Raw genomic sequence first — 26068 nt, forward strand, 5'->3', positions numbered from 1 at the left:
CATCCGATGGACGACACCCGGTCCGGGCAGGTCGTTATCGCCGGAGCCGGCGTCGCCGGACTGACCGCGGCACTGGCGTTTTCAGAGCGCGGCTATCTGGTGCGGCTGTTCGAACAGGCGCCGCGCCTCGAAGCGGCCGGCGCCGGCATCCAGCTCTCACCCAACGCGACGCGCATCCTTCGCCAGCTCGGCGTTCTCGACCGGCTGTTGCCGGCGGCGGTGCGGCCGGAAGCGGTCGTGCTCAAGGACGCCGCCACGCTGCGTGAGCTGGCGCGGGTGCCGCTTGGCGAAGCGGCCGAAAGGCGCTGGCAGGCGCCTTATCTCGTCGCTCATCGGGCTGATCTGCAAGACGCACTGATGGCGCGCCTTGCCGAACAGCCGGACATCAGTCTCGTCACCGGCGCGCGCGTCGGCGGCATCGCCACAGGACCGCGCCATGCCACGGCAACAGTCGAGATTGCTGGCAAGACAGTCGAAGCCGGCAGCTTTCTGCTGATCGGCGCCGACGGCGTCTGGTCGGCGATCCGGGCTTTTGGCGGGTTTGCGGCCAAAAGCCGGTTTTCGGGCGAGCTTGCCTGGCGCGCTACGATCAGTGCAGGCAGTGTCGCAGGAGAAGCCCTTGCGGCGGTCGGCGCCGCCAATTGCGTGACCACCTTCCTGCATCCCGGCTTCCACCTCGTCGCCTATCCAGTCAGCAACGGCACGGCGTTCAACCTGGCTGCCTTCACCAGGGGCGAGATCATCGGCGAGCGCTGGTCGGGCCACGCCGACCCCAATATCCTCCTCGGCGCCATGCGTGGCACGGCGGCAGCGCTGGCCCGGCTTGCCGAGGATGCCGGCCCGTGGACCGCGTGGCCGATCCATACGGTCGACCAGGCACAGCCATGGACGACGCCCGCCGGCATCGCGCTGATCGGTGATGCGGCGCATGCAATGACGCCGTTCGCGGCGCAGGGGGCGGCGATGGCGATCGAGGATGCCGCAACCCTTGCCGGCTTTGTCGCTGCCGCGCCCGCCGATCCGTGGGGCGCGCTTGCCGCCTGGGAGAAGATGCGCCGCCCGCGCATCGCCAAGGTCTCCCGCCGCGGTGCGGTCAACCGGCTCGCCTGGCATGCAGCGGGGCCGGTGGCCGTCGCGCGCAACCTGTTCCTGAAGTGGCGCTCGCCGGAAAAGCTCGCGGCCGATCTCGACTGGCTCTATGGCTGGCGGCTGCCGGATAGCAATCGGCAATGAAAGCTCTACCGGTTGGGGGACAGCGCCCCCCTCTGTCCTGCCCTCTTTGCCAAAAACTTGGCATCTCCCTCACTTGGGGGGAGATCGGCCGTCACCTCGGCTTTTGCCAATCTCCAACGTTGCAGGATTAAGCGCGGCGCCGAAACTGAATATCTCCCTCCTTGTGCCTCCTTGTGGGGGAGATGTCCGGCAAGACAGAGGGGCGCGCCGGAATGAGGCGCTGATTACCCGGAGCATCAATTATAAATCCGCATCGACAGGTCGAGTGAGGCCGGCAGCGGATTCCACCAGCCTGTCCGCAGGCCGGCGATACGCAGAGCCGCCGCTGTCCAGGTGTTGCAGCCAACCAGCGCATTGAAATGGCCGTTGGCTTCGTAGAAGCGGTCGAACTTGGAACAAGCGGCATTCTCGATCAGGATCGGACCGTTAGGCCCTTGCTGGAAACTCGCCCCGATGAAGTCGAGCAGCGCTGCAAAACGCTGCTCGCTGATGTCGAAGCCGGCGACGTCGGGGTGCGGCTCGACAATGTTGCCGGCGACATCGACATGCATCACCGATGCGTCCAATGTCAGCGCCTTCATCACCGGCGCCGCCTTCAGTTCCGACCAGGTCGGCGTCTCCAGATAGAAGGCGCGGCCCCCCCAGCCGAAGACGATGTAGCGGACCCCAGCCATGTCGGCCGGAATGCCGCCACCGACCAGGAAATGGAAGCGCTTGCGCACGTCGTCATCGACCGGGATGGCGATATCAGTGTGGATCGGATTTTTCAGCACCAGGACGTGCCTGGTGGCGGCGGGATCGGCGGCGGCCGCCGGCAAGAGCGGCCGTGGAATGAATGTGCCCAGAACCACGGCAAGCACGATTGCCACCACCAGAATGGCGAGAAAACGCCCAAGGTTTTTTACGAGGGACGGCTTTTTCATGAGGAACGGCCTCGCAGATCGGGGCGCAATCGCCTGCTGACGGCTCAGACGCAAAAGAGCCCGGCAGGGTTTCGGCCGGGCTCTTTTGATTCGCGTGAGAGCAATCAGTGCAGGATTTGCGACAGGAACAGTTTTGTGCGCTCGTGGCGCGGATTGTCGAAGAACTCGGCTGGCGTGTTCTGCTCGACGATCTGGCCCTGGTCCATGAAGATCACCCGGTTGGCGACCTTGCGTGCAAAGCCCATCTCGTGGGTGACGCAGAGCATGGTCATGCCCTCTTCGGCGAGGCCAACCATCGTCTCCAGCACTTCCTTGATCATTTCGGGATCGAGCGCCGAGGTCGGCTCGTCGAACAGCATGATGCGCGGATTCATGCACAACGAGCGGGCGATGGCGACGCGCTGCTGCTGGCCGCCGGAAAGCTGGCCTGGATATTTGTTGGCCTGTTCCGGAATCTTGACGCGCGTGAGGAAGTGCATGGCGATTTCCTCGGCCTGCTTCTTCGGCGTCTTGCGCACCCAGATCGGCGCCAGCGTGCAGTTTTCCAGGATGGTCAAATGCGGGAACAGGTTGAAGTGCTGGAACACCATGCCGACCTCGCGGCGCACCTCGTCGATCTTCTTAAGATCGTTGGTCAATTCCTTGCCGTCGACGATGATCTTGCCCTTCTGGTGCTCTTCCAGCCGGTTGATGCAGCGGATCATCGTCGATTTGCCCGAGCCCGAAGGGCCGCAAATGACGATGCGCTCGCCGCGCATCACCTTCAGGTTGATGTCCTTCAGCACATGGAATTCGCCGTACCATTTGTGCATGGCGATGATGTCGATGGCGACATCGGTGGTGGAAACCTGCATCTTGGCGGCATTGACCTTGATCTCTTCCGCGCTGACTGCATTTTCTATTGTCATGGAAGGTTCCCTTTTTTGTTCTTAGCGCTTGTGGCCGGTGTCGAGCCGGCGTTCCGTGAACATCGAATAGCGCGACATGCCGAAACAGAACAGCCAGAAGACAAAGGCAGCAAACACCAGGCCGGACCTGGCCGTTTGCGGCGTTGCCCAGTTGGGGTCGTTAAAATTCTGTTTGACGACGCCAAGCAGGTCGAACATCGAGATGATCGAAACCAGGCTGGTGTCCTTGAACATGCCAATAAAGGTGTTGACGATGCCGGGAATGACCAGCTTCAGCGCCTGCGGCAGCACGATCAGGCCCATTTTCTGCCAGTAACCGAGGCCGAGCGAATCCGCACCCTCATACTGGCCCTTGGGGATCGCCTGCAGGCCGCCCCGCACCACTTCGGCCATATAGGCAGCGGCAAACAGCGAAACACCGATCAGCGCGCGCAGGAACTTGTCGAAGCTGACGCCGGCCGGCAGGAACAGCGGCAGCATGACGCTGGCCATGAACAGCACGGTGATCAGCGGGATGCCGCGCACCGTCTCGATGAAGATGACGCACAGCATCTTGACGATCGGCATCTTCGAGCGCCGGCCGAGCGCCAGCACGATGCCGAGCGGCAGCGACACGGCAATACCGACGAAGGACAAGGTGAGCGTCACCAGCAGCCCTCCCCATAGCGGGGTTTCGACATGCGGCAGGCCGAACACGCCACCAACCAGCAGGATGAAGGCAAAGATCGGCAGCGCCCCGAAGAACAAGATGGCGTTCAGCCCCTTGCGCGGCACCTTCGGGATGAGCAGCGGCACCAGAAGCGCCACGAACAGGATGGCGACCAGGATCGGCCGCCAGCGCTCATCGATCGGATAGCGGCCGAACATGAACTGGCCGAACTTGGCGTTGACGAAGGCCCAACAGGCGCCGGACCAGCCGTCCGGCTGGACGCCGCCCTGTGCCGCCGTGGCGCAAAAGGTACGGTCCGCGCCGGTCCATTGGGCGTTGATGAAGGCCCAGCTGATCAGTTGCGGCAGGATCATCGCGACCAGCACGATGCCGATGATGGTCAGGATCGTGTCACCGGTCGACGCAATCAGGTTCTTGCGTATCCAGGCGCCCAGGCCGCGCTCGCTTGCAGGCGCCGACTGTGCCAGCGCCATTTCGACGCGGACGAAGGAAAGATCGTGCTCCTGCATGTCGCTACCTCTCCACCAGCGCCATTCTGGCGTTGACCACGTTCATGACCGCCGACGTCAACAGGCTGAGTGCGAGATAGACCACCATCATGATCAGCACGCACTCGATAGCCTGACCGGTCTGGTTCAGCACCGTGCCGGTCGTCGCCGTCAGATCCGGGTAGCCGATGGCGATGGCCAGGGACGAGTTCTTGGTCAGGTTCAGATATTGGCTGGTCAGCGGCGGAATGACGATCCGCATGGCTTGCGGAATGACGACAAGCCGCAGGATCGATCCCGGCCGCAGCCCGAGCGCACCGGCTGCCTCGGTCTGACCCTTATTGACGCCCATGATGCCGGCCCGCACGATTTCGGCGATGAAGGCCGCCGTATAGAAGGACAGCGCCAGGTAGAGCGACAGGAACTCCGGCTTGACCTGAAAGCCACCAGTCAGGTTGAAGGTCGATTGCTTTGGATAATCGAAGCTCAGCGGGAAGCCGCTGAGCGCGTAGGCCAGCAACGGCAAGCCGATGATCAAAGCCGCCGATGTCCAGAACACAGGGAATTGCTGGCCGGTCGCCATCTGCCGCTGACGCGCCTTGCGGGCGACGAACCACGCCATGGCGATGCCGAGAAGCAAAGCAACCAGGATCAGCCAGGAGCCTTCGCCCCACACGGCGCGTGGAAAATAAAAGCCGCGTTGGTTGAGAAAGGAGCTGAACGGCAAATTGATGCTTTCACGCGGCGGCGGCAGCACCGAAAGCACGCCGGAATACCAGAAGAAGATGACCAGCAGCGGCGGGATGTTGCGAAAGACCTCGACATAGACCATACAGATCTTGCGGATCAGCCAGTTGTGCGAAAGCCGGCCGACGCCGAGGATAAAGCCGATGATGGTGGCGGTGACGATGCCGGCGGCGGCAACGATGAGGGTGTTGATAAAGCCGACCACGATGGCGCGGCCATAGGTCGAATCCGACGAATAGGCGATGGCGCTGTCACTGATGTCGAAGCCGGCGCGACCCCTGAGGAAGCCGAAGCCTGACGCAATGCGCAGGCGCGTCAGATTGTCGACGGTGTTTTGGACGATCCACCAGACCAACGCAACCAGCACGATGACGACCACCGCCTGGAAGACTATGCCGCGGACCTTTGGATCATTGATGAAGGAGCCGCGGCTTGGCTCCTCGCGAAGAATTTCCTGCGATGCCATTCGACCATCCCCTGGAAAGAGAAACCGGGAGGCAGACGATCTGCCTCCCGGATCACATTTCGATCAGCGGATCGGCGGAGAGTATTGCAGACCGCCCTTGGTCCACAGCGCGTTGATGCCGCGCGCGATCTTCAGCGGGCTGCCCGACCCGACATTGCGTTCGAACATTTCGCCGTAATTGCCGACGGTCTTGACGATGTTGACGACCCAGTCGTTGGAGACACCGAGATCGGTGCCGATCTTGGTATCGGCCTCCTGGCCGAGCACGCGCTTGATCTCGGGATTGTCCGAGGCCTTCATTTCCTCGACATTGGCCTTGGTGATGCCGAGTTCCTCTGCCTGCAGCAGCGCAAAATAGGTCCACTTGACGATGTGGTACCACTGGTCGTCGCCCTGGCGCACGGCCGGTCCGAGCGGCTCCTTGGAGATGATCTCAGGCAGCACGACGTGGTCGGCGGGCGCGCCCAGCGTCAGCCGGATGCCGTAGAGACCTGATTGGTCGGTGGTGTAGACATCGCAACGGCCGGCGTCATAGGCCGCGTCGACCTCTGACAGCTGTTCGAATACGACCGGGCTGTACTCCATCTTGTTCGTCTTGAAGTAGTCGGCGAGGTTGAGTTCGGTCGTGGTGCCGCTCTGCACGCAGACCGCCGCGCCCGAAAGCTGCAGCGCGGAATTCACCCCCGGCAGCTTCTTGGCGTTGATCATGAAGCCCTGTCCGTCATAATAGGTGACACCGACGAAGTTCAGACCAAGCGCCGTATCGCGGTTGATGGTCCAGGTGGTGTTGCGCGACAGAACGTCGATCTCGCCTGACTGCAGTGCGGTGAAGCGTTCCTTGGCACTGAGCGGCGTGAACTTGACCTTGGTGCCATCGCCGAACACGGCGGCCGCGACAGCGCGGCAGAAGTCCGCATCGATGCCTTGCCAGTCGCCCTTGTCGTCCGGCGCCGAGAAGCCGGCCAGACCGGTCGACACGCCGCATTGGATGAAGCCCTTGGCCTTGACGTCGTCGAGCGTGGCCGCCGACGCGGCCGAAGCCACCAATCCAAGCGCGGCGGCGCCCAGAATGCCGATTGCAATGTGTTTCATAACCCACAGACCCTTTTCTGTTTTTTTCAGGCGAACCTGACTTTTTTTTCCGTGTGAACGCAGCTTCCCGTTCCGGCCCATTACCGGAACCCGCATCGCAACCGACGCGCTGCCTCCCATTCACGAACTGCATCGAAGGCGATTATCACAGTGAGGTCAAGGAAAATGACCGAAACCCAAAGAGTTTCAAACCATTTGCCGCAAATGCCTGAATTGCAGACAAACGCGCCCGAAAATTAGCCAGCAACTGCGAGGTCCGGCCAACGCGAATCGGAGCTGGCTTCTAAAATCCGTCTTCGGGGAGGCAGCGCCGCGCCGGAAAGCCATCGGAGCGATTGGCACAACCAGTCCGCCGGCTGGCGGTTGGCGAACGGTTGCGCGGCCAATGCCGCCGCACTATGGCTAGCGCTTCATCAGAGGCGAAGCGCAATGGCAAAAGACGGCAATGAAATGGGCGTCAACACGCGGCTTGCCCACTCGGGCAACAATCCGCATGACTATTTCGGCTTCATCAACCCGCCGGTCGTGCATGCCTCGACCGTGCTCTTTCCCAACGCGGCGACGATGGCGGCACGCGGCCAGAAATACACCTACGGCACGCGCGGCACGCCGACCACCGACGCGCTTGCCAGCGCCATCGACGGACTGGAAGGCTCGGCCGGCACGATTGTGGTGCCCTCCGGCCTGGTGGCGGTGACAGTGCCGCTGCTCGCCTTCCTGTCGGCGGGCGACCATGTCCTGATTGTCGATTCCGTCTATCACCCAACCCGCAATTTCGCCGACACGATGCTGAAACGGCTAGGCGTCGAGGTCGAATATTACGATCCGCATGTCGGCGCCGGTATAGCGGCGTTGATCAAATCCAACACCAAGGTCGTGTTCACCGAATCGCCGGCCTCCAACACTTTCGAGGTGCAGGACATACCGGCCATTTCCAGCGCGGCACACGCCGCAGGTGCGATCGTGATGATGGACAACACCTGGGCGACGCCGCTCTACTTCCGCCCGCTCGACCACGGCGTCGACATCTCGATCCATGCGGCGACGAAATATCCGGCCGGCCATTCCGACGTGCTGCTCGGCACGGCGTCGGCCAACAAGGCCTGCTGGAAACAGCTTTGCGAGACATTTTACACGATGGGCTGCTGCGCCGGGCCGGACGACGTCTATCAGGTGCTGCGCGGCCTGCGCACCATGGGTGTGCGCCTCGACCACCATCAGCGCAGCGCTCTGGCGATCGCCGGCTGGCTGGAGGGCCAGCCGGGCGTGGCGCGGGTGCTGCATCCAGCGCTTGCCAGCCATCCCGACCACGATCTCTGGAAGCGCGACTTCTGCGGCTCGAGCGGCATTTTTTCGATCGTGCTCAAGGGCGGCGGCCAGAAACAGCAGCATGCCTTCCTCGACGCGCTCAGGATATTCGGCCTCGGCTATTCCTGGGGCGGCTATGAGAGCCTTGCGGTGCCGGTCTTCCTCGGCGACCGCGTCGTCGCCAAGGGGTCTTATGACGGCCCGCTCATCCGCCTGCAGATCGGGCTCGAGGATGTCGAGGACCTCACAGCCGATCTGGCGCGCGGCCTCGCCGCGGCGGCGGCCGCTTAAGGCTTGCCAAGCTGATTCGAAAAAGTTGCTGACGGCTTCACCGTGATCGAACCTGCCAGTCAGCAACCGTCGCTCGGGTGTCGGCGGACAATCTGTGCTAAAATAGCGCTATGAAAGCCTGGCTGGAAGCCGCAAAGCGCTGGGCGCGCGACATCAAGCTTGATGTCGTCGCCCTGTGGCTCGCCGCGCGCGACCCTCGGGTGCCCTGGTTTGCGAAGTTCGTTGCCGGGATCGTGGCCGCCTATGCGCTTTCCCCGATCGATCTGATCCCCGACTTCATTCCGGTGCTCGGCTACATCGACGACCTGATCATCGTTCCGCTCGGCGTAGTCCTGGCCATCAGGCTTGTTCCGCCGTCGCTGATGGCCGAATTTAGGGCGCGGGCTGCCGCGCTCGAAAAACAGCCGCAAAGCAGGATGGGGATGTTCATTGTCGTGGCGCTCTGGCTGGCTTTGGCAGCTTTGCTGATCTGGGCGTTCTGGCCCACGCACGCCAAATAGTCCGACCAGGCCTGCACCTGAAGCAGCCTTGCCTGCTGCTAAAACCCAAGCGCCAGCCATGCCGTCCCGGCAAGCAGCGTGACCAGCGTCAGCGGCAGCCCGACCTTGAAGAAGGCGGCGAACGACAGAGGCGTGCCGGAGACCCGCGCGTACTCAGCGACGATCAGATTGGCCACCGAGCCGAGCAGCGTGAAATTGCCGGCCAGCGTCGAGCTCATCGCGACGACCAGCCAGGCGCGCTCGGGGTCTTCCAGGCCGGGTATGAACGGCCGCAGCGCCAGCACGGCCGGAACATTGCTCATGATGTTGGACAGCACCGCGGTGAAGCCTGACAGCCGCCAGACGTCGCCCAGCCCGAGGCTTTTTGCCGAGGCTATGATGTCGGGCGTGAGCAGCGTCTTCTCGGCGCCGGCGACGACGATGAATAGGCCCGCGAACATGAACAGCAGTGGCCCGTCGATCTCGCGGTAGATGCGCGCCGGCTTTATGGCACGGGTCACGAGAAGAATGGCCCCGCCGATGAGCGCCGCCTTGGCGACCGGAACGCCGGCAAAGAAGGCGATCGCCAGTCCGATGCAGACCACCACCGCCTTGAGTACCTGGCCGGGCAACATGCGGCCGCGATAGACTTCGGGGCTGAGTTCGGCCTTGCGCGCGAACTCGGCGCGATAGACGAAGCGCACGATGACGACGACGGCAACGAGGCCGAACAGCGCGACCGGCGCCAGGGCCGCCGAAAAGGCCGGATAGGAAATCCCCGACAGCGCGCCGATGACCATATTCTGCGGGTTGCCGGTGATGGTGGCGACGCTGCCGCAATTCGACGCCGTGGCGGTAGCGATCAGATAGGGGACAGGGTTGCGGTTGATGACGCGGGTAACGTGGACGACGATCGGCGCTATGACCAGGCAGATCGCGTCGTTGACCAGGAACGCTGACAGAACGCCGGTCAGCAGCGTCACCATCACCAGCAGCATGAACGGCGCGTGCGCGTGCTCGATGGCGACGGCGCCGAGCGCGCGAAAAGCGCCCGACACTTTCAGATGCGCCACGACGATCATCATGCCGAGCAGCAGCGTAATGGTGTCGAAATTGATGGCACGGTAGGCATCCTCCAGGCTGAGCGCGCCGATGGCGATCATCGCCGCACCGCCGAGCAGCGCGATGCCTGCCCGGTCGAGGCGCAAGCCGGGGAACCTGCCGACGGCGACGCCGGCATAGGTCAGGATCAGGATCAGCAGTGCCGCCGCGCCCATCAAAGTCATTCGTGGAAAAGCCCCGTTCAGATCCGCCCTGCCCAAGGCCATAAGGGCAGCCGGCGCAAGCTGTGATTCCTGCCGCCATACTCACCCTAGCTCAATCCGATCGAGCAAGCCTTTTGGCAACATCAAACATTTATGTGACGCGCACGGCGTCGAACCATTGGACTGGCGCACCATCGGCCAACAGACAATCACACCGGCAGAATATCTCGTAAAACGTTGGGTAGGGTTCCGTCAAAAGATGAAAGGCTTAGAAGAGGCCCAAGCTCATTGAAATCGTGGCTCGATCATGGCCAAGACCGAGACTGTCCCCACCATTGGGCCGGCCGACCAGCAAAGACGAAGAACGCGCCTTCGGCCAAGGGAAGCGCTGAACACCCTGCTGACGCTGGAACAAGCAGCCGATTGCGGAGTTGGAACGGCGGTAGAGGTTTGCCGGAATGAGATCTACTCCCGTGCTGCAGTACATTTATTGGCTGATTGCTCTCGGCGTTTCGGTCGTGCTTGCGCATTACGCTCCTGGCGCGGCGTGGCCGCAATGACGCAGCGCGATCGTAACGCCACTTCACCACGGGAAGACAAGAAGGACGGCATAGGGCGAGCACTTGGACTCGGCCTTATCACCGGCGCCGCTGACGACGACTGCTCGGCGATCGGTACCTATGCAAGTGCCGGAGCGCGCTTTGGCCCGGACCTGCTTTGGACCGCCCCTGTAACGCTGCCGATGATGTACACTGTCGTGTATCTCTCGTCGAAGCTTGGACAGGTTTCGGGCCGCGGCCTCTTTCATGCGATCAAGGACTTCTACCCCCGGTGGCTGCTCTGGGCTGTTCTTGTGGGCGTGCTGATCGGCAACACGATCGAAGCAGCCGCCGATCTCGGCGGCATGGCTGCATCCATCAACATCTTCCTTCCTGTTCCGATTCCCCTCATTGTGGTTGTAGTCGCGGCCGCGATCTTTGCTCTCCAGCTTTGGGGCTCTTACACGCTCATACGCAACATCTTCCGCTGGCTCGCGCTGGCCCTGCTTGCCTATGTCGGCTCGGCCATCATGGCGAAGCCGGATGCGGCAGCCGTGCTGTGGGGAACCCTTGTTCCGAAGATCCAGTTCAGCCGCGAGTTCCTGTCCATACTGGTGGCCATCATCGGCACCACCCTTTCAGCGTATCTCTACACCTGGCAGTCGAATGAGGAGGTGGAGGAAGAGATTGCCGAGGGGAGAACGACGCTGAAGAAGCGCAAGGGTGCCACCGACGGTGAACTGCGCCGCTCCCGCCGCGATATCCTGATCGGCATGATTTTTTCCAACCTCATCATGTACTTCATCATCCTGTCGACAGGGTCTACGCTCTATGAAGCCGGCGAGCACGACGTCGAGACCGCCGCTCAAGCAGCCGAAGCTCTCAAGCCGCTCGCTGGTGCAGCCGCTGGCGTACTGTTCGCGGCCGGCGTGATCGGGGTCGGGTTCCTTGCCGTTCCGGTCATGACGACAGGTGCGGCATACGATCTGGCGCAGGCGGTTGGATGGGAGCACAGCCTTCATGCCAAGCCGCGTGAGGCGCCAAAGTTCTATATCGCTATCGGCGCCTTCACGCTGATTGCTGTTGGCCTGAATTTCCTGGGTTTCAACCCAATGAAGGCGCTCGTCTGGTCCGGTATCGTGCAGGGCTTTTCCACGCCGCCACTGCTTCTTCTTATCATGGTGATGACGAACAACCGGCGGATCATGGGAGACAAGGTCAACAGCCGGACAACCAACGCCCTGGGATGGGCTACTACGATCGCAATCTTTTCCGCGTCTTTGGGGCTGGTGGCGACCTGGTTTATCTAGGTCGCCATGACTCGCGCTCATGCCCGGCAATTCGAGCTCACTTTCAATGAAGGAGTTGGCAATGAAGGAGTTGGTCTGCACATCTGCCGCAGCTACCGCGCTCCCGGCGGCATGGCCAAGTGCGCGTGCTTGTGGAAGATCGCAATCTTGTCGGGATAGGTAATCCGGATCTCGCGTCCGCATCCCTCGCACTTGTAATGGGAAACGACCTGAAACCACCTGCCGTTCTTGATGACGGCGAAGTTGCACTGCGGGCATTGGAAAGTCAGGCCAACAGAGAATAGGCTGGGAGACAGGGACATTGCAGCACTTCTTGTCAGTCCGGCGGATCGACGACGAAGGATGCGGCAATCAAATCGTCGGCATCGATTCTACCCTTGCCATCCTCCAGGACTGCTGCGACCTTTCGAAAGGTCTTCAGTTCGTTTTCGGTAATCCGGGCGCCGCGCATCCTCTCAGCGAGGTCAGCCACGCGTATTCGCAGCGCCTGCGACGCTCCAATCTCACGGTTCGACATAGTGATCACATTCCTCGTCGCTCGACTTCCCGCCGCACCCTTTCGGCACGGCGGGTCCAGTCGCTTAGCTCATTCGATGACTTTGATGATCTTGCGCGTGCCCGGGTCAACCACAACGGTCCGGTTGTCGACCACCACGTAACGGTATTTTGTGTCGGGGACTTCATGAAGTTCGACGGTTTCGGGCAAGGTTGAGCCGATATTGAGCTCCACTCCAGGGATTTTCACCGATGCCAGCGGCTGCTTTTTGACATATTCCCTGATGACGGTCTCCTGTTCAGGCTCGATGACTACGTCCTGAGCGGCAGCGGCGCCGATACCGGCCAGCAACAGAAACCCAGCGGCTGCAGTGGAAAGACGCATACTCATAAGTGCCTCCTTGATGTGAGCTCTCTTGCGCTGAACGGCATCGTCTTCGCGCCCAGGCTCACCAAACCTCAGGCAGCCGCAAACGTTCCTTGGTTGGGCTTCGGTCTGATTCGAGACGGGACCTAAGTCTCACCTGTTTTTGCGTAATAGCCCGGATACCCCGCCACCCGGAACTGCGGCTGCTCGTAGGAGTTGCTAGCTGTGAGCTCACGCAAGGAGCCAATGGAAAATAGCGTCCACCAAGCCCGCTGGTTACTCGCTGCAGTCTTCGCCGTCTCCATCACGTTCCTGGCGAACGGTCGTTAGCCAGGGAACCGGCCGGACTTTGACGATTGGACCAAGAATGAACCGAGATCTGCGCAGCTACGTCCCTTCCTGCGCTGATAAGGACTACCCGCCATTCCTCAGTTTTGGCGGGTGGTCCACAATCACGGCTGACCAAGTCCGCCCGCGCGAGGCCTGTCCGGGAAGCCCCATCGCCCTTAACCGAACTGAAAACCAGCCCAGCAGCAAATAACCGTGGAACCTTTCAAAGCCGCATGCCTTGTCCGTTCTCCATGGAAGGAGGTGCGAAATGAGCCTTGACATAGGAAAAGTCGCCATAGCCCTGCTTGGCCTGCTTGCCTACAAGAATAAGGATAAGATCGGCGAGTTAATCGCCGGCAGGAACTCGACAGATGCCAAAAACGCTGGCTCCACCGGCGGGCTCGGGGACATCCTGGAGCGTCTCAGGAATGCGGGTGCGGGCGATCAAGTCGATTCCTGGGTTGGTACAGGATCGAATCGCCCCGTTCCGCGCGACCAAGTCGAGAAAGCGATCGACCCTCAAACGTTGAGCGATCTGGCGGAGCAAACCGGTTTGTCCCGCGAGGAACTTCTCGACCGGCTCACAAGTGAACTGCCCGACGCGGTGGACAAGCTTACTCCCGACGGCCAGATGCCTGTGAGCAAAGGGCCAAATCTCCTCGACGAGGCACCTGGAGCCAGTCGCACTTAGCACCAGGCTGAAAAATGAAAGCCCGCGCCTCCTGGCGAGGACGCGGGCCGATCAGCGTCGATCCAATGAGTCCGGAATGGACAACGAAAATGCTGGCGATCCCGACAGGATTCGAACCTGTGACCATCGGCTTAGAAGGCCGGTGCTCTATCCAGCTGAGCTACGGGACCGCTTGCCGACGCCAAGGGCCGGCTAATCCATGCGCTGGGACGGCTGCCCGGCATTTGCCGGTCAATGCGTCCAGGGCGTCCTGCGGTCATAGCGGAAATTCTCCGCATAGGAAATCTGGCGGCGCTTTGATTCCTTCGGCTCCTCGACGCGGTAGGCCAGCCCCTCTTTCTCCGCATAGGCCACCGCCTCTTCCCTTGTGTCGAAGGTGAGCCTGATCTGGCTCCGCATGTCAGCCGACGTGGTGTAGCCCATCAGCGGATCGATTTTCTTGCGCATCTCGGGATCGAATTCCAGCACCCAGTGGCCGGTCTTGGCCTTGCCGGACTGCATCGCGGTTTTGGCTGGGCTGAAAATGCGCGCGGACATGAACACCTCGTTACTACGTGCAAGCGGCACCGCCGCTGTATTCCCGTCATTACTGCGCAATGCTGCCGGCGGCAAGGCCGAGCCTGCCGTACCCCTTCACGGCGGGCCACCGACGATGATGGCGCGAGGTGACGGCCGTGGACAGGACGACCGAGATCGCACCGGGCGTTATCTTCCCGGCGGGGACGTTTTATCCGGGTTAACGGCAGCGTGGTGAATGGATGGTCGGAGTGGAGAGATTCGAACTCCCGACCCTCTGGTCCCAAACCAGATGCGCTACCAGGCTGCGCTACACTCCGAGTCCTTGGCGGCGTATAGGGTTCCGGACTTGGCTGCGCAACCCCTAAAAGATGAAAACGGAACAAACGGCAGGCCCGAGTCGAGAGCGGGGTGGGAAATGCCGGCCGGCGCAACGGTTTCGCGGCAGTGCCACCTCAGACACCCAGGTTGCTGTCCAGCGGCACGATGATCGGCCGTGCTGCCGGCGCACCTGCGCCGGACAGCATCTGCGACTGACGAAGCACCCAAGCGACCAACGGGCAGCCCGGACTTCCCGGGGTGCCCGCCTGAAGCTTGCGAAGCGTCAGCCCTGGATGAACGCCAGGAGATCCGGATTGATGATCTCCGGGTGGGTGGTGCACATGCCGTGCGGCAGGCCCCTGTAGACCTTGAGCGTGCCGTGCCTCACCAACTCGGCGGCAAGCAGGGCTGAGTCGGCAATCGGCACGATCTGGTCATCATCGCCGTGCATGATCAGGACGGGCACGTCGATCTTCGTCAGGTCTTCCGTGAAGTCGGTCTCGGAAAAAGCCTCGATGCAGTCGTAGTGGGCCTTGGCTCCGCCCATCATGCCCTGGCGCCACCAATTGTCGACGGCCCCTTGCGAAACCTTGGCGCCCTCGCGATTGAAGCCATAGAACGGGCCGGCCGGCACATCCCTGTAGAACTGGGCGCGGTTGGCGACCAAAGCGGCACGGAAGCCGTCGAAGGCCTCGATCGGCAGGCCGCCGGGGTTGCTGTCGGTCTTGAGCATGATCGGCGGCACCGCGCCGATCAGCACCGCCTTGGCGACGCGTCCTTCGCCACCGTAGCGGGCCACGTAACGCGCCACCTCGCCGCCGCCGGTCGAATGGCCGATATGGACGGCGTTCCTGAGATCAAGATGCGCGACCAGAGCCGCGACGTCGGCGGCATAGGTGTCCATCTCGTTGCCGGTCGCGGTCTGTGTCGAGCGGCCGTGCCCGCGCCGGTCATGCGCGATGACGCGATAGCCCTTGTCGAGGAAGAACAGCATCTGGTTGTCCCAGTCGTCGGCGCTCAGAGGCCAGCCGTGATGGAACACGATTGGCTGGCCTGTGCCCCAATCCTTGTAGAAAATCTCGGTGCCGTCCTGGGTGGTGAATGTGCTCATCGTCGTGCTCCTTGCTGCAGTTGGCTGGCTTGGTGGGGGGAAGGTTCGTTCCTTCTGTGGACAAGCTATTGCAACGGAGTCATGGTGAGTATTGGCAAAACAGACATTGAACGTGGCAAAATTGACAGATGCATGCGGGGCGTGATCGGGTCGAAATCGGGCTTGTTGTGTATCCCGGCGTTCAGCAAGCGGCAGTGCTGGGCCTCACCGATCTCTTCCAACTGGCCAACCGGCTGGCTGCCGACCGGTCGCCGGACGCGTTGAGGCTTCGCGTCAGCCATTGGCAATGGCAGGAGGCGAGCCAAACCGTCATCCGCAGCTTCGACAGCGAGCCCGGCCCCGACAATGGACCTGCCATGGTCATCTTGCCTCCGACCCTGGGTGATCCGATCGCTCGCGAGACGGCTGCGCCCTATGCCGACTGGCTCAGGGCCCGCCACGCTGCGGGCGCGACGCTTGGCTCGGTCTGCGCCGGCGCCTTCGTGCTTGCCGAGACCGGCCTGCTGTCGGGTCGTGCGGCGACCACGCACTGGGCCTATCGCGACGCGCTGGCGATACGCTTTCCCGACATCGCACTGGATGCCGACAAGCTGGTCATCGACGACGGCGACATCATCACCGCCGGAGGCTATATGGCCTGGACCGACCTCGGCCTGAAACTCGTCGACCGGGTGCTTGGGCCGACCGTCATGATGGACACCGCCCGTTTCATGCTGGTCGACCCGCCGGGACGCGAGCAACGCTTCTACAGCCCCTTTGCTCCCAGGCTGAACCATGGCGACGAGGCCATCCTCAAGGTGCAGCACTGGCTCCGGGCGAGAGGCGCGCGCGATGTAACGCTTGCCACCATGGCGGAGCATGCGGCCTTGGAGGAGCGGACTTTTTTGCGCCGCTTTCGTAACGCAACCGGCCTCAAGCCGACCGAGTATTGCCAGCACCTGCGCGTCGGCAAGGCGCGTGAGATGCTGCAAGCGACGACCCGATCCATCGACCAGATCGCCTGGGATGTCGGCTATGACGATCCCGGCTCCTTCCGCAAGGTTTTCGCCAGGATAACCGGCCTGGCGCCGGGCGATTACCGCAGGCGCTTTGCCGCGGAACGAGCGGCGGTGGTGGGCGTAGGGAGCTGAGTTATCACCTCGTTGAAGGCAAGCTCGCCGGGAAGAGAACCCCAACCGCCTCATCTCCCGGCGAGCCTACAACCTGATTTGATACGCATCAGGACCGGGGTTAGCCGGCAAGCTTGCAGGTGCAAGAGAGATGCCAGTCAACCTTTCCCGAAATGGGACACCAGCCGGAGCTTTTTTCCTTCTCCCCTTGTGGGAGAAGGTGGCCGAGCGAAGCTCGGTCGGATGAGGGGTGTTCCAGCTTGGCGGACACCCTCGGCCAAAATCGGGCGCACTGCGACAGGATCGCCAGCGCCTCATTTCTTCCAGCACCCCTCATCCGGCCGCTTCGCGTCCACCTTCTCCCACAACAAGAGGAGAAGGGAAGTTCTCCCACCGCCTAAATCTCGAACTCGCCCTGCCCCTCATCCATGGCGCTGACGGTTTCGGCGGCGAGCGCCCTTGTGATCGGCGTCTTGCGTTCCAGTGCCGTGCGGTCGAGCCGCTCGACCACGCCCATCGCGGTGGCCAGCGAGCGCTCGATGCGGCGCACCAGATATTGCACGACATGCGGCTCGACCTCGACCTGGCGGTCGGCGAACAGTTTGGTGATGACACCGGCCAGCAAGAGATCGTCGGGCTCGTGGATCTCGACCATCGCCGCCGCCTTCAGCCGCGATGCGAGGTCGGGGAGCCTGACACCCCAGGCGGACGGAAAGCGCCGCGCGGTCAAGAGCAAGGTCGAGCCGGCCCCGCGCACCGCGTTGATCAGATGGAACAGCCCCTCTTCATCGACCGGACCGGCATCGACATCGTCGATCAGGGCCGGCCGTGCGCCGAGGCTCGCCATGCAGTCGCCGATCCGCCCGGCGTCGACCTTCACTGCGCCGGCGCGGGCGCGCCAGATCGATGCCAGGTGGGTTTTTCCACAGCCAGCCGGACCGGCGAGCACGACCACCGGCGACGGCCAGTCGGGCCAGCAATCGACCCGTGCCACCGCTTGGCTGTTGGTGCCGGAGACGACGAGCTCGTCGCGCGAATAGCCGGTGCCGTGGCCGAGATCGAGCGGCAACTGGCGCGGCGGGTCGATCTTGTTGTCCGGCATCTGGCTCAACTGCGCGGCCCACCGCTCCCGCGGCGACGCGCCGGCAGCGGCGGCACAGGTTCGGTGCTGTGGCCCTTGTAGAGCGGCGACTCGAGATAGCGGGCGATGGCAAAGCGCACCAGAACGGCAACAGCGGCCGACGCCGGCACGGCGATCAGCAGGCCGACGAAGCCGAACAGCGCGCCGAAGGCAAACAGCGAAAACATCAGCCACACCGGATGCAGGCCGACGCTTTTTCCCACCAGCCTCGGCTGCAGGATGTTGCCCTCGATGAACTGGCCAACGAAGAACACGCCGGCCACCGCCGCGACCATGGTCCAGTCCGGCCAGAACTGAACAAAGGCAACGCCGACGGCCAGCACCAGCCCGGTCAGCGAGCCGACATAGGGAATAAAGGAGATCAGCCCGGCGATCAGCCCGATGAGGATGCCGAAATTCAGGCCGGTCAAGGTCAGCCCGGTGGCGTACATGGCGCCCAGTACCAGGCACAGCGTGCCCTGGCCGCGCACAAAGCCGGCGGTGGCGGTGTTGATGTCGTTGGCGATCGCCCTGACGGTCTGGACATAATCGCGCGGCACCCAGCTGTCGACAATCGTCACCATGCGATCCCAGTCGAGCAGCATGTAGAAGGCGACGACGGGCGTGACGACGAACAGGCTGACCACCGAGACCAGCGCCACGCCGGAACTCCAGATCGAGGTGAACACCGTGGTCAGCAGGCCGAAGCCGGAGGTCAGCAGCGAGTTCAACCCTTCGCGCAGGCCATTGGCGTCGACGCCGAATTGCTCTTCCAGCCATCTCGGATCGAAGCTGGTGATCAGGCTCTGCAGCCGGGTCAGGTATTCCGGCAGCTTGCTGGCAAAATCGGCCATCTGCGAAGCCAGCACCGGAATGAGGATGACGAAGGCCAGCACCAGAACGACGATGAAGGCAAACAGGATGACAATCGTTGCCATCAACCTGGACAGGCCGAGCCGCTGCAGCCGGTCGGCGACCGGGTCGAGGAAGTAGGCGAGCACCATGCCGGCGACGAACGGCAGCAGGATGCCGCTGAAGACATAGAGGAAGATCGCGAGGATGATGGCGCTGATCAGCCAGAAGCGGATTTGGCGCCGAAACACGCCAGACGCGGCCGCATCGGCAGCGGCAGCTTCGGCTGCCGCGTCGATGTTCTGGTCAGGTATCCGGTTTGGAGCCTTCGCCATAGCCGCTCATATGCCTCAGCCAAGCCACGAGATAGGCCGCGGCCGAAGCCACGGTCAAGACCCCGGACAGCAATATGAGCGCCGGCCTGAGCGGATCGAGATCGACGGCGAGGGCCAGTTCGCCCAGCACCACCGCCGCCAGCCCGATCTGGACGGCGGTGTTGGCCTTCGATACGAACAGCGGCTTCATCTCGACCGGGTGGGTCATGACGGTGGACAGAACGACGGCACAGACGATCAGCGCATCGCGCGACACCATGGTGACGACCAGCCACAGCGGCAATTCACCGATGAAGCCCAGCACCACGAACACCGAGACCAGCAGCAATTTGTCGGCCATCGGATCGAGATAGGCGCCAAGCTGCGAAAACTGGTTGAAATGGCGGGCGATGAAGCCGTCGACGCCGTCGGAAATGCCGGCGATCAGGAAGCCGGCGAAAGCCCAGTCCCAGCGCCCCTGCAGCATGGCCAGCACCACGCCCGGGACCAGCACGAAACGCATGATCGTGATCATGTTGGGGATGGTCAAACGCATGTCCCGTGGCTTCTGTTTTGATGATACATGATAAAGATGCGAGGCCACGGCAAGTGAGAGCGACGCTGAAGCTGCCAGTCTCCGCTCGTGGGGAGAGATTGGCTATCTTCAAAGCCTTCGCCATCGCCAATGTTGGAGATTTGCCCGAGGCCTCTGTCCACGATTTTGTGATGCCGAAAATGCCTGAGCCAGCCGTTATCCTTGCGAGGCGCAGCCGTTCATGCGAAGAGCCCCGGAAAGCAGGAAAGAGTGATGAGCAAGCGCAAGAACGGGCTCACCTATGCCGAAGCGGGTGTCGACATCGATGCCGGCAACCTCATGGTCGAGAAGATCAAGCCACTGGTGCGCGCGACGCGCCGGCCGGGCGCCGACGGCGAGATCGGCGGCTTTGGCGGCCTGTTCGACCTCAAGGCCGCCGGCTTCACCGACCCGGTGCTGGTCGCCGCCAATGACGGCGTCGGCACCAAGCTGAAGATCGCCATCGATGCGGGCAAGCACGACACGATCGGCATCGACCTCGTCGCCATGTGCGTCAACGACATCGTCGTGCAGGGTGCCGAGCCATTGTTCTTCCTCGACTATTTCGCCACCGGCAAGCTCGACCCCGACCACGGTGCGGCGATCGTCGGCGGCATCGCCGAGGGCTGCCGGCAGGCCGGATGCGCGCTGATCGGCGGCGAGACGGCGGAAATGCCCGGCATGTATCACGGCAAGGACTACGACCTCGCCGGCTTTGCCGTGGGCGCGGCCGAACGCGGCCAGTTGCTGCCGACCGACGATATCGTCGAGGGCGACGTGCTGTTGGGGCTGGCCTCGTCGGGCGTGCATTCAAATGGCTTTTCGCTGGTCCGCCGCATCGTCGCCACCAGCGGCCTTGCGTGGACCGATCCAGCGCCCTTCAACGATGAAGCCACGCTGGCCGAGGCGCTGCTCGAGCCGACCCGCATCTACGTCAAGTCGATCCTCAAGGCGATCCGTAACACGCATGGCATCAAGGCGCTGGCCCATATCACCGGCGGCGGTTTCCCGGAAAACATCCCGCGCGTCCTGCCGAAGGATTTTTCGGCCGAGCTTGACCTCGACGCCATCGAAGTGCCGGCCGTGTTCTCATGGCTGGCCAAGACCGGCGGCGTGGCGCCCGACGAGATGATGCGCACCTTCAACTGCGGCGTCGGCATGATCCTCGCCGTCGCCTCCGGCCAGGCGGCACAGGTTGCGGCCGTGCTGCAGGAGGCCGGCGAGAGCGTGACGCCGATCGGCCGCATCGTGCCGCGTCGCGACGCCGGGGTGATCTATCGGGGCGCGATCGGCCTATGAGCATGCGCATACGCACCGTGGTGCTGATTTCGGGACGCGGCTCCAACATGACGGCGCTGATCGCCGCGGCCACCTATCCGGGTTATCCGGCTGAGATCGTCGGCGTCATTTCCGACCGGGCCAATGCCGCCGGTCTCGGCATCGCGGCGGCGCGCGGCATCGCCACCAAGGTGATTTCGCGGGCCGACTATAGCAGCAAGGAAGCGCATGACGGGGCGATCGACGCCGCACTAGTCTCGTTCGGCGCCGAGATCGTGGCGCTGGCCGGTTATATGCGCATTCTCGGCGCGCGCTTCGTCGAGAAATGGCTGGGCCGGATGATCAACATCCACCCTGCCCTGCTGCCCGCCTTCAAGGGGCTGGATACGCATGCGCGCGCCTTGCGCGCGGGCATGCGCATCCATGGCTGCACGGTGCATTTCGTCACGCTCGACATGGATGACGGCCCGATCATTGCCCAGGCCGCCGTGCCGGTGATGGTCGGCGACAATGAGGACATGCTCGCCGCGCGCGTGCTGAAGGCAGAGCACCGGCTTTATCCGCTGGCGCTCGGGCTGGTCGCCGAAGGCAAGGCGCGGATGGAAGGCGGCCGCACCGTGCTTGCCAACTTCGCCGACGATGCCGACAACAGCACCTCCGTGATCATGGCGCCCGATCCGCTGCGCGAGGAGACCGACCTCGAGCATCTGGCGCGCATCACGCCCTGAGCAGGAGGAGGCCGGCATGGCGACAACGAAGCAACTCCTTGTTCTGCGTCACGCCAAGTCGAGCTGGGACGATCCTGACCTTATCGACTTCGACCGGCCGCTGTCCGGGCGCGGGCTGAAGGCCGCCCCGCTGGTCGGTCGCGAACTGGCCAGCCAGGGCTGGCTGCCCGATCTGGCGCTGGTATCGCCGGCGCTGCGCAGCCGCGACACATGGCGGCTGGTTTCGGCGGAACTGCCCGCGAAAACGCCGGCCAAATTTGTCCAGGCGCTCTACGAGGCCAGTGCGGCAGACGTTCTCGCCAAGGTACGGCAGGCAAATACGGCAACGAGCAGTCTCTTGGTGCTCGGCCATAATCCCGGCCTGGAGGAATTCGCGCGCCGACTTGCCGGCGCCGGGTCGGATGCCGCGGCACTCAATAAGCTTGAAGAAAAATTCCCGACGGCAGCCCTCGCCCGCTTCGTTTTCGACGGTGACTGGGCGCGGCTGGCCCTCGGCGATGCGCGGCTGACACACTGCGTCTGGCCGAAGGATCTGCGCTAAACGAGGGCTGTGACTTGATATGCAAAAGCAAGAACGGCGGGCCAAGCCCGCCGCTCTTTGCGTTCCGCAGCTTGAGGATTTAGCGGCCCCAGTTGCCCCGGCCGGACTGAGGCACGACCGGTTCAGTCGTGCCGGGCTGGGTCGTCGCGTTGGTATTGACGGTATTGTGCTCCGGCGTAAACGGCTTGCGAATCGAACCCGTGAACGTGCTGTCGATATTTCCAACAGCCGCATTGCCAACAGGCGCGGCCGGCTGGTTGACACCGTCCGAACCATAATGGTCGCTGCCGGCAAAGGCGCTGCCTGTGGCAATGAGGATGGCGGCAGCGGTAAGAGCAATCTTGGTCATTTCAGGTACTCCAGTACTTTCATACTTTCAGTGTTGTTGTCCATCTCGTGGCGTGCCTTGGGAGGATTTCGCGTCGCTCGGACCACCCCGAGATGGGTTGGCCATGCAGCAGTTTCCAATCACAAAGATGTTCCGGCTACCCCCTGAACCGGGTGCTTGAAATCCGCCAAAAGGCTTCCTTCGCCACAATCTTTGACTTTCCTCTCAATGCGTTAGGCGAATATTTCTGCCCCGTGGCCCGGCCATTTGCTAAGCCGACGTTCACTTGGTCTTGCACAACGCGTCAACAAAAACGAACCGATCGGTTCGATTTCGTGCGCAGATGAAATCGCAGAGCTACCGGTTTGCGCTGCCGCCCTAGACGTGCACGTCGCCAAAGGAGAGCTCGCCGTCGTCGCTGGCGGTCATGAACGCCGTGACCAGCAGGCCGGCATAGAAGGCGGCGACCAGCACGACGATGACCAGGCCGGGAATGGGCCCCAGAGCAGCGCCGGCAACCGCCTCGCGCACCGAACTGACGAAGTCGATGCGGACACCTTCGGTTAGAAGACTGGGGGTCGACAGTTTCAGGATCCAGGCCAACAGCAGGATCAGCAGCATGTGGATGTAGTTTCGACGCAGACGGCGCGCCAACGCCGCTCGTTGCGAAATGAGGAATTTTGGAGTGCGCAGACTTTCGCCGACGACCAACAGCCAATCGGACGCGAAGTCCGGCTGAGGCGAGAATATCTGCGCGAAATAGTGCCGTTCGAACTGGCGCACGCGGGCCCGGTAAACGTCGAAGAAGCGATATCGCCGCGCTTCTATCCACAGCAGCAACAGGACAAGCAGCATGGCAAAAAGCAGCACGCCGTGATGCGCGGTGGCCGTCGAAAGCGAGATGGACAACATTGCCGCGACAACCGTTATCGCCCAATTGCTCGTCCGGTCCAGGCGGTCGCGCCACCCCGTCATGCGCAGAATCTCGGCGCGATGAAAATGCGCCATCGTGGTCACCAGTTCGCCGGGCGAGAGCGTCCTTCCAACCGGGGCCGGCGCTGCCAACGCTTCTGCCATCACCATGTCTCCACTGGTTGGGCATATCGTTCCGACGCTTCACTTTGCCGGGCGCAGCCACACCTTGTTGTCGTGGAACGCCGCACCGCCATAGGGCGCCGGCGCGTCGGCGCCGGTCAGGACGTTGATGCCCTCGCCGCGCTCGTGGGCGCTGTTGGGCCAGATGCCTTCGGCCACCACGACACCGCGCTTGAGGCCGTCGAACAATCTTGCGTGCAGCACAACTTCGCCGCGCGTATTGCCGATCTCGACGCGGTCGCCATTGGCCAGCCCATAGGCTGCCGCATCGTGCGGATGCAAAAGCAGTTCCGGCCGTCCCTCCTTGGCCTTCGACACCGGCGTCTCGGAAAAAGTCGAGTTGAGGAAATTGCGCGCCGGCGAGGTGACCAACCGGAACGGATGCGCAGCATCCGCCACCTCGATCAGGTCGACGTGGTCGGGAAATTCCGGCAGGCTTGCCACCGGCCCGAACAGGCCCATGCTTTTCGGCGGCCGGTTGGGCGCCGCCTGCCCGGTCCAGTCGGCGCGAAAGCGGAATTTTCCGTCCGCGTGGCCGAAGCCATCAATAAAATGCGCGGCCTCGAAATCCGGCTGCAGATCGAGCCACTTTTGTTCCTTGAGGCTCGAAAAGCTGCCCAGCCCGCGCTTGCCCAAAATGATGTCGATATGCTGCTGCTCGGTCATGCCGAAGCCAGGCCTGTCGCCAACACCGAGCCTTTTGCCGAGTTCCTCGATGACGAAATGGTTGCTGCGCGGCCCTTCCGGCGGGTCGATCAGCTTCGGACCGAGCGTGATGTGTTGGTTGCCGCCGCCCTTGTAGACATCGTCATGCTCTAGAAACATCGTCGCCGGCAGCACGACATCTGCGAGTTTTGCGGTGTCGGTCATGAACTGCTCGTGCACGCAGGAGAACAGGTCGTCGCGCAGAAAACCCTGCTTCACCAGCCGCTGCTCCGGCGCGACATTGACCGGATTGGTGTTCTGGATCAGCAGCGCCGTCACCGGCGGGCCGCCATAGAGCGCATCCTCAGCGCCGGTCAGCACCGGGCCGATGCGCGAATGATCGAGGTGGCGGACCGCCGGGTCGCGCATCCGCGTGCCTTCCAGCAGTTCCTGGTTCAGCTTGAAGATGCCCGAATTGGAATGGAAGGCGCCGCCGCCCTCATATTGCCAGCAGCCGGTGACCGCGGCGATCGAGGCGGCGGCATGCATGTTGACCGAGCCGTTGCGCTGCCGCGAAAAACCGTAGCCGAGGCGGAAATAGGTTTTCTTGGTCGTGCCGACGAGACGGGCGAAAGCCTCGATCTCGTCGAGAGAAAGCCCGGTGATAGCAGCCGCCCATTGCGGCGTCCTCATCTGAAGATGCGCTTCCAGACCATGCGGATCGTCGGTGTATTTTTCCAGATAGGCGCGGTCGGCCATGCCGTCACGGAACAGCACATGCATCACCGCGCAGGCCAGCGCGCCGTCGGTGCCGGGCTTCAGCACCAGGCCGAGATCGGCCTGCTTCATCGTCGCGTTCTCGTAGACGTCGATGACGACGATTTTTGCGCCGCGCTCCTTGCGCGCCTTGATCGCGTGGGTCATGACGTTGACCTGGGTGACCACGGCATTGGTGCCCCAGACCACCACGCAGTCGGACTTGGCCATCTCGCGCGGGTCGGGACCGCGCAGCGCGCCGGCCCCCATCATCCAGCCGGTCCAGGCCAGATTGGTGCAGATCGAACCGAAAAAGCCGGAATATTTTTTCGCGTGGCGCAGCCGCTCGATGCCGTCGCGCTGCACCAGTCCCATCGTGCCGGCATAGTAATAGGGCCAGACCGTCTCCGAGCCGTATCTTGCCTCGGCCGCGATGAATTTTTCGGCGACCAGGTCGAGTGCGGCCTCCCAACTCGCTTCCTTCCAAAGGGCCTCACCTTTGGCGCCCGCCCTGATCAGCGGCTTCAGCAAGCGGTCGGGATGATGGACGCGGTCGGCATAACGGGCGACCTTGGCGCAGATGACGCCAGCCGTGTAGCTGTTGGCCTTGGCGCCATGGACGCGGCCGATGCGCTTGCTGTCGAGCAGCTCGACCTCGAGCGCGCAGGTCGACGGGCAGTCATGCGGACAGGCCGAATGGCCGATCCTGAGCTTGGCGTGCTGATTCATGGGGCGAGATTAGCGGGTTCCGGACACGGCGTGTAGGGCCAGATCGCGCCTTCCCTTCTCCCCTACTCCGCCGTGCCTTCCTCATACTCCGCCGACATCGACAGCCATTTTTCCTCATGGCCGGCCAGTGTCTGGGCCAGTTGCGAGCGCTCCTTGGCCAGCCGCGTCGCCGTCGACGGGTCCTTTTCGTAGACCGCCGGATTGGCGAGTTCGTCCTCGATCAAGTCGATGCGCTTGCGAATGCGGTCCATCAGCGCTTCGGTGGCGCGGATCTCCTTGGCCAGCGGCTCGAAGGCGGCGCGGCGCGCCCCCCCCGCCCCGCGGCGGGGGGGCGTGGGGGGCGGTTTGCTGTGCGTGCGCCTGCCCGCGCGCGGCGCGCGCCGCCTCGGTCTGGGCGTCGATACGGTCGAGCGTCTTGCTCAAGGTGGCGATCTGCGCCTCGGCCTGAG

General features: G+C 62.9%; 25 protein-coding genes, 2 tRNA genes and 1 pseudogene. 9 read left to right on the top strand and 19 right to left on the bottom strand.

Going from position 1 to position 26068, the window contains the following annotated elements:
* Nucleotides 1-6: 6 nt before the first annotated feature.
* The gene (locus tag AC0L15_RS29505; protein ID WP_287243987.1) at nt 7-1233 is read left to right on the top strand and encodes an FAD-dependent monooxygenase; all 1227 of its coding nucleotides are present in this window, start codon (nt 7-9) and stop codon (nt 1231-1233) included.
* 236 nt (nt 1234-1469) lie between these two features.
* Here the strand turns inward: AC0L15_RS29505 and AC0L15_RS29510 are convergent, their stop codons facing one another.
* From AC0L15_RS29510 to AC0L15_RS29530, 5 genes are all read right to left on the bottom strand, one after another.
* Nucleotides 1470-2156 carry a TIGR02117 family protein gene (locus AC0L15_RS29510; protein WP_287243989.1) on the bottom strand — a complete coding sequence of 229 codons (687 nt, stop codon included), beginning with the start codon at nt 2154-2156 and terminating at the stop codon, nt 1470-1472.
* Nucleotides 2157-2260: 104 nt separating this feature from the next.
* Nucleotides 2261-3064: an amino acid ABC transporter ATP-binding protein gene (locus AC0L15_RS29515; protein ID WP_023800620.1), complete on the bottom strand. Its 804-nt coding sequence runs from the start codon at nt 3062-3064 to the stop codon at nt 2261-2263.
* A 21-nt stretch (nt 3065-3085) separates the two neighbouring features.
* Nucleotides 3086-4243 carry an amino acid ABC transporter permease gene (locus AC0L15_RS29520; RefSeq protein ID WP_027155356.1) on the bottom strand — a complete coding sequence of 386 codons (1158 nt, stop codon included), beginning with the start codon at nt 4241-4243 and terminating at the stop codon, nt 3086-3088.
* A 4-nt stretch (nt 4244-4247) separates the two neighbouring features.
* Nucleotides 4248-5435 carry an amino acid ABC transporter permease gene (locus AC0L15_RS29525; protein ID WP_287243991.1) on the bottom strand — a complete coding sequence of 396 codons (1188 nt, stop codon included), beginning with the start codon at nt 5433-5435 and terminating at the stop codon, nt 4248-4250.
* Between the two features lie 63 nt (nt 5436-5498).
* Entirely contained in the window at nt 5499-6527 is a 1029-nt protein-coding gene (locus AC0L15_RS29530) for an amino acid ABC transporter substrate-binding protein (protein ID WP_023800623.1), read from the bottom strand.
* A gap of 429 nt (nt 6528-6956) precedes the next feature.
* Here AC0L15_RS29530 and AC0L15_RS29535 point away from each other — a divergent pair, with 429 nt between their 5' ends.
* Together AC0L15_RS29535 and AC0L15_RS29540 are read left to right on the top strand one after the other, a co-directional pair.
* Entirely contained in the window at nt 6957-8126 is a 1170-nt protein-coding gene (locus AC0L15_RS29535) for a cystathionine beta-lyase (RefSeq protein ID WP_287243994.1), read from the top strand.
* A gap of 110 nt (nt 8127-8236) precedes the next feature.
* Nucleotides 8237-8626, top strand: a complete 390-nt coding sequence (locus tag AC0L15_RS29540; RefSeq protein ID WP_287214969.1) for a YkvA family protein — start codon at nt 8237-8239, stop codon at nt 8624-8626.
* Between the two features lie 38 nt (nt 8627-8664).
* On the opposite strand, the gene AC0L15_RS29545 is transcribed toward AC0L15_RS29540, so the two are convergent.
* The gene (locus tag AC0L15_RS29545; protein ID WP_287243997.1) at nt 8665-9891 is read right to left on the bottom strand and encodes an anion transporter; all 1227 of its coding nucleotides are present in this window, start codon (nt 9889-9891) and stop codon (nt 8665-8667) included.
* Nucleotides 9892-10177: 286 nt separating this feature from the next.
* Between AC0L15_RS29545 and AC0L15_RS29550 the strand changes: the two genes are divergently transcribed.
* Entirely contained in the window at nt 10178-11719 is a 1542-nt protein-coding gene (locus tag AC0L15_RS29550; RefSeq protein ID WP_473497953.1) for an Nramp family divalent metal transporter, read from the top strand.
* A gap of 316 nt (nt 11720-12035) precedes the next feature.
* Here the strand turns inward: AC0L15_RS29550 and AC0L15_RS29555 are convergent, their stop codons facing one another.
* Nucleotides 12036-12236: a hypothetical protein gene (locus AC0L15_RS29555; RefSeq protein ID WP_023800633.1), complete on the bottom strand. Its 201-nt coding sequence runs from the start codon at nt 12234-12236 to the stop codon at nt 12036-12038.
* A 69-nt stretch (nt 12237-12305) separates the two neighbouring features.
* Complete coding sequence (locus AC0L15_RS29560) at nt 12306-12605, bottom strand: DUF1236 domain-containing protein (RefSeq protein ID WP_023800634.1); 300 nt, start codon at nt 12603-12605, stop codon at nt 12306-12308.
* Nucleotides 12606-13179: 574 nt separating this feature from the next.
* On the opposite strand from AC0L15_RS29560, the gene AC0L15_RS29565 reads away from it, so the two are divergent.
* Complete coding sequence (locus AC0L15_RS29565) at nt 13180-13602, top strand: YidB family protein (protein WP_128185518.1); 423 nt, start codon at nt 13180-13182, stop codon at nt 13600-13602.
* Nucleotides 13603-13695: 93 nt separating this feature from the next.
* Here AC0L15_RS29565 and AC0L15_RS29570 read toward each other — a convergent pair.
* From AC0L15_RS29570 to AC0L15_RS29585, 4 genes are all read right to left on the bottom strand, one after another.
* Nucleotides 13696-13772: transfer RNA gene (locus AC0L15_RS29570), tRNA-Arg, on the bottom strand.
* 61 nt (nt 13773-13833) lie between these two features.
* Nucleotides 13834-14139, bottom strand: coding sequence for an ETC complex I subunit (locus AC0L15_RS29575; protein WP_023800638.1), 306 nt, complete (start codon nt 14137-14139; stop codon nt 13834-13836).
* A gap of 222 nt (nt 14140-14361) precedes the next feature.
* Nucleotides 14362-14438 (bottom strand) — tRNA-Pro (locus tag AC0L15_RS29580).
* A gap of 284 nt (nt 14439-14722) precedes the next feature.
* Nucleotides 14723-15550: an alpha/beta fold hydrolase gene (locus AC0L15_RS29585; protein WP_473497955.1), complete on the bottom strand. Its 828-nt coding sequence runs from the start codon at nt 15548-15550 to the stop codon at nt 14723-14725.
* Between the two features lie 128 nt (nt 15551-15678).
* Between AC0L15_RS29585 and AC0L15_RS29590 the strand changes: the two genes are divergently transcribed.
* A complete protein-coding gene (locus AC0L15_RS29590; protein WP_287244002.1) occupies nt 15679-16680 on the top strand; it encodes a GlxA family transcriptional regulator in 1002 nt (333 codons plus the stop codon).
* 376 nt (nt 16681-17056) lie between these two features.
* Here the strand turns inward: AC0L15_RS29590 and hdaA are convergent, their stop codons facing one another.
* The 3 genes from hdaA to AC0L15_RS29605 are packed head-to-tail and all read right to left on the bottom strand — an operon-like array spanning nt 17057 to nt 19495.
* Nucleotides 17057-17761, bottom strand: coding sequence for a DnaA regulatory inactivator HdaA (hdaA, locus tag AC0L15_RS29595; RefSeq protein WP_473497957.1), 705 nt, complete (start codon nt 17759-17761; stop codon nt 17057-17059).
* 5 nt (nt 17762-17766) lie between these two features.
* Nucleotides 17767-18966 (bottom strand): AI-2E family transporter, encoded by a 1200-nt coding sequence (locus AC0L15_RS29600; protein ID WP_287244007.1) that lies wholly within the window; start codon nt 18964-18966, stop codon nt 17767-17769.
* Entirely contained in the window at nt 18938-19495 is a 558-nt protein-coding gene (locus AC0L15_RS29605; protein WP_027152619.1) for a CDP-alcohol phosphatidyltransferase family protein, read from the bottom strand. The genes AC0L15_RS29600 and AC0L15_RS29605 overlap by 29 nt, the downstream gene beginning before the upstream one ends.
* Before the next feature lie 258 nt (nt 19496-19753).
* Here AC0L15_RS29605 and purM point away from each other — a divergent pair, with 258 nt between their 5' ends.
* The 3 genes from purM to AC0L15_RS29620 are packed head-to-tail and all read left to right on the top strand — an operon-like array spanning nt 19754 to nt 22066.
* Nucleotides 19754-20818: a phosphoribosylformylglycinamidine cyclo-ligase gene (gene purM / locus AC0L15_RS29610; protein WP_287244010.1), complete on the top strand. Its 1065-nt coding sequence runs from the start codon at nt 19754-19756 to the stop codon at nt 20816-20818.
* Nucleotides 20815-21525 carry a phosphoribosylglycinamide formyltransferase gene (gene purN, locus AC0L15_RS29615; protein WP_287244012.1) on the top strand — a complete coding sequence of 237 codons (711 nt, stop codon included), beginning with the start codon at nt 20815-20817 and terminating at the stop codon, nt 21523-21525. Before purM ends, purN begins: the two co-directional genes overlap by 4 nt.
* Before the next feature lie 16 nt (nt 21526-21541).
* On the top strand, nt 21542-22066 hold the full coding sequence (locus AC0L15_RS29620) for a SixA phosphatase family protein (protein ID WP_287244014.1): 525 nt from the start codon (nt 21542-21544) through the stop codon (nt 22064-22066).
* Between the two features lie 79 nt (nt 22067-22145).
* Here the strand turns inward: AC0L15_RS29620 and AC0L15_RS29625 are convergent, their stop codons facing one another.
* From AC0L15_RS29625 to AC0L15_RS29640, 4 genes and pseudogenes are all read right to left on the bottom strand, one after another.
* On the bottom strand, nt 22146-22415 hold the full coding sequence (locus tag AC0L15_RS29625; protein ID WP_287244016.1) for a DUF680 domain-containing protein: 270 nt from the start codon (nt 22413-22415) through the stop codon (nt 22146-22148).
* A 357-nt stretch (nt 22416-22772) separates the two neighbouring features.
* On the bottom strand, nt 22773-23471 hold the full coding sequence (locus tag AC0L15_RS29630; protein ID WP_287244017.1) for a DUF2270 domain-containing protein: 699 nt from the start codon (nt 23469-23471) through the stop codon (nt 22773-22775).
* Nucleotides 23472-23510: 39 nt separating this feature from the next.
* Nucleotides 23511-25619 (bottom strand): molybdopterin-containing oxidoreductase family protein, encoded by a 2109-nt coding sequence (locus AC0L15_RS29635; RefSeq protein ID WP_287244018.1) that lies wholly within the window; start codon nt 25617-25619, stop codon nt 23511-23513.
* Between the two features lie 62 nt (nt 25620-25681).
* Nucleotides 25682-25933, bottom strand: a pseudogene (locus AC0L15_RS29640) (ABC transporter ATP-binding protein); the annotation flags it as partial.
* Nucleotides 25934-26068: the final 135 nt, after the last annotated feature.

This window comes from Mesorhizobium sp. WSM4846 (assembly GCF_055811415.1).

Excerpts from the sequence above, each read along its gene's own strand:
- AC0L15_RS29505 (WP_287243987.1), top strand. The coding sequence starts at position 7 with ATGGACGACACCCGGTCCGGGCAGGTCGTTATCGCCGGAGCCGGCGTC.
- AC0L15_RS29510 (WP_287243989.1), bottom strand. The coding sequence starts at position 2,156 with ATGAAAAAGCCGTCCCTCGTAAAAAACCTTGGGCGTTTTCTCGCCATT.
- AC0L15_RS29515 (WP_023800620.1), bottom strand. The coding sequence starts at position 3,064 with ATGACAATAGAAAATGCAGTCAGCGCGGAAGAGATCAAGGTCAATGCC.
- AC0L15_RS29520 (WP_027155356.1), bottom strand. The coding sequence starts at position 4,243 with ATGCAGGAGCACGATCTTTCCTTCGTCCGCGTCGAAATGGCGCTGGCA.
- AC0L15_RS29525 (WP_287243991.1), bottom strand. The coding sequence starts at position 5,435 with ATGGCATCGCAGGAAATTCTTCGCGAGGAGCCAAGCCGCGGCTCCTTC.
- AC0L15_RS29530 (WP_023800623.1), bottom strand. The coding sequence starts at position 6,527 with ATGAAACACATTGCAATCGGCATTCTGGGCGCCGCCGCGCTTGGATTG.
- AC0L15_RS29535 (WP_287243994.1), top strand. The coding sequence starts at position 6,957 with ATGGCAAAAGACGGCAATGAAATGGGCGTCAACACGCGGCTTGCCCAC.
- AC0L15_RS29540 (WP_287214969.1), top strand. The coding sequence starts at position 8,237 with ATGAAAGCCTGGCTGGAAGCCGCAAAGCGCTGGGCGCGCGACATCAAG.
- AC0L15_RS29545 (WP_287243997.1), bottom strand. The coding sequence starts at position 9,891 with ATGACTTTGATGGGCGCGGCGGCACTGCTGATCCTGATCCTGACCTAT.
- AC0L15_RS29550 (WP_473497953.1), top strand. The coding sequence starts at position 10,178 with ATGGCCAAGACCGAGACTGTCCCCACCATTGGGCCGGCCGACCAGCAA.
- AC0L15_RS29555 (WP_023800633.1), bottom strand. The coding sequence starts at position 12,236 with ATGTCGAACCGTGAGATTGGAGCGTCGCAGGCGCTGCGAATACGCGTG.
- AC0L15_RS29560 (WP_023800634.1), bottom strand. The coding sequence starts at position 12,605 with ATGAGTATGCGTCTTTCCACTGCAGCCGCTGGGTTTCTGTTGCTGGCC.
- AC0L15_RS29565 (WP_128185518.1), top strand. The coding sequence starts at position 13,180 with ATGAGCCTTGACATAGGAAAAGTCGCCATAGCCCTGCTTGGCCTGCTT.
- AC0L15_RS29575 (WP_023800638.1), bottom strand. The coding sequence starts at position 14,139 with ATGTCCGCGCGCATTTTCAGCCCAGCCAAAACCGCGATGCAGTCCGGC.
- AC0L15_RS29585 (WP_473497955.1), bottom strand. The coding sequence starts at position 15,550 with ATGAGCACATTCACCACCCAGGACGGCACCGAGATTTTCTACAAGGAT.
- AC0L15_RS29590 (WP_287244002.1), top strand. The coding sequence starts at position 15,679 with ATGCATGCGGGGCGTGATCGGGTCGAAATCGGGCTTGTTGTGTATCCC.
- hdaA (WP_473497957.1), bottom strand. The coding sequence starts at position 17,761 with ATGCCGGACAACAAGATCGACCCGCCGCGCCAGTTGCCGCTCGATCTC.
- AC0L15_RS29600 (WP_287244007.1), bottom strand. The coding sequence starts at position 18,966 with ATGGCGAAGGCTCCAAACCGGATACCTGACCAGAACATCGACGCGGCA.
- purM (WP_287244010.1), top strand. The coding sequence starts at position 19,754 with ATGAGCAAGCGCAAGAACGGGCTCACCTATGCCGAAGCGGGTGTCGAC.
- purN (WP_287244012.1), top strand. The coding sequence starts at position 20,815 with ATGAGCATGCGCATACGCACCGTGGTGCTGATTTCGGGACGCGGCTCC.
- AC0L15_RS29620 (WP_287244014.1), top strand. The coding sequence starts at position 21,542 with ATGGCGACAACGAAGCAACTCCTTGTTCTGCGTCACGCCAAGTCGAGC.
- AC0L15_RS29625 (WP_287244016.1), bottom strand. The coding sequence starts at position 22,415 with ATGACCAAGATTGCTCTTACCGCTGCCGCCATCCTCATTGCCACAGGC.
- AC0L15_RS29630 (WP_287244017.1), bottom strand. The coding sequence starts at position 23,471 with ATGGCAGAAGCGTTGGCAGCGCCGGCCCCGGTTGGAAGGACGCTCTCG.
- AC0L15_RS29635 (WP_287244018.1), bottom strand. The coding sequence starts at position 25,619 with ATGAATCAGCACGCCAAGCTCAGGATCGGCCATTCGGCCTGTCCGCAT.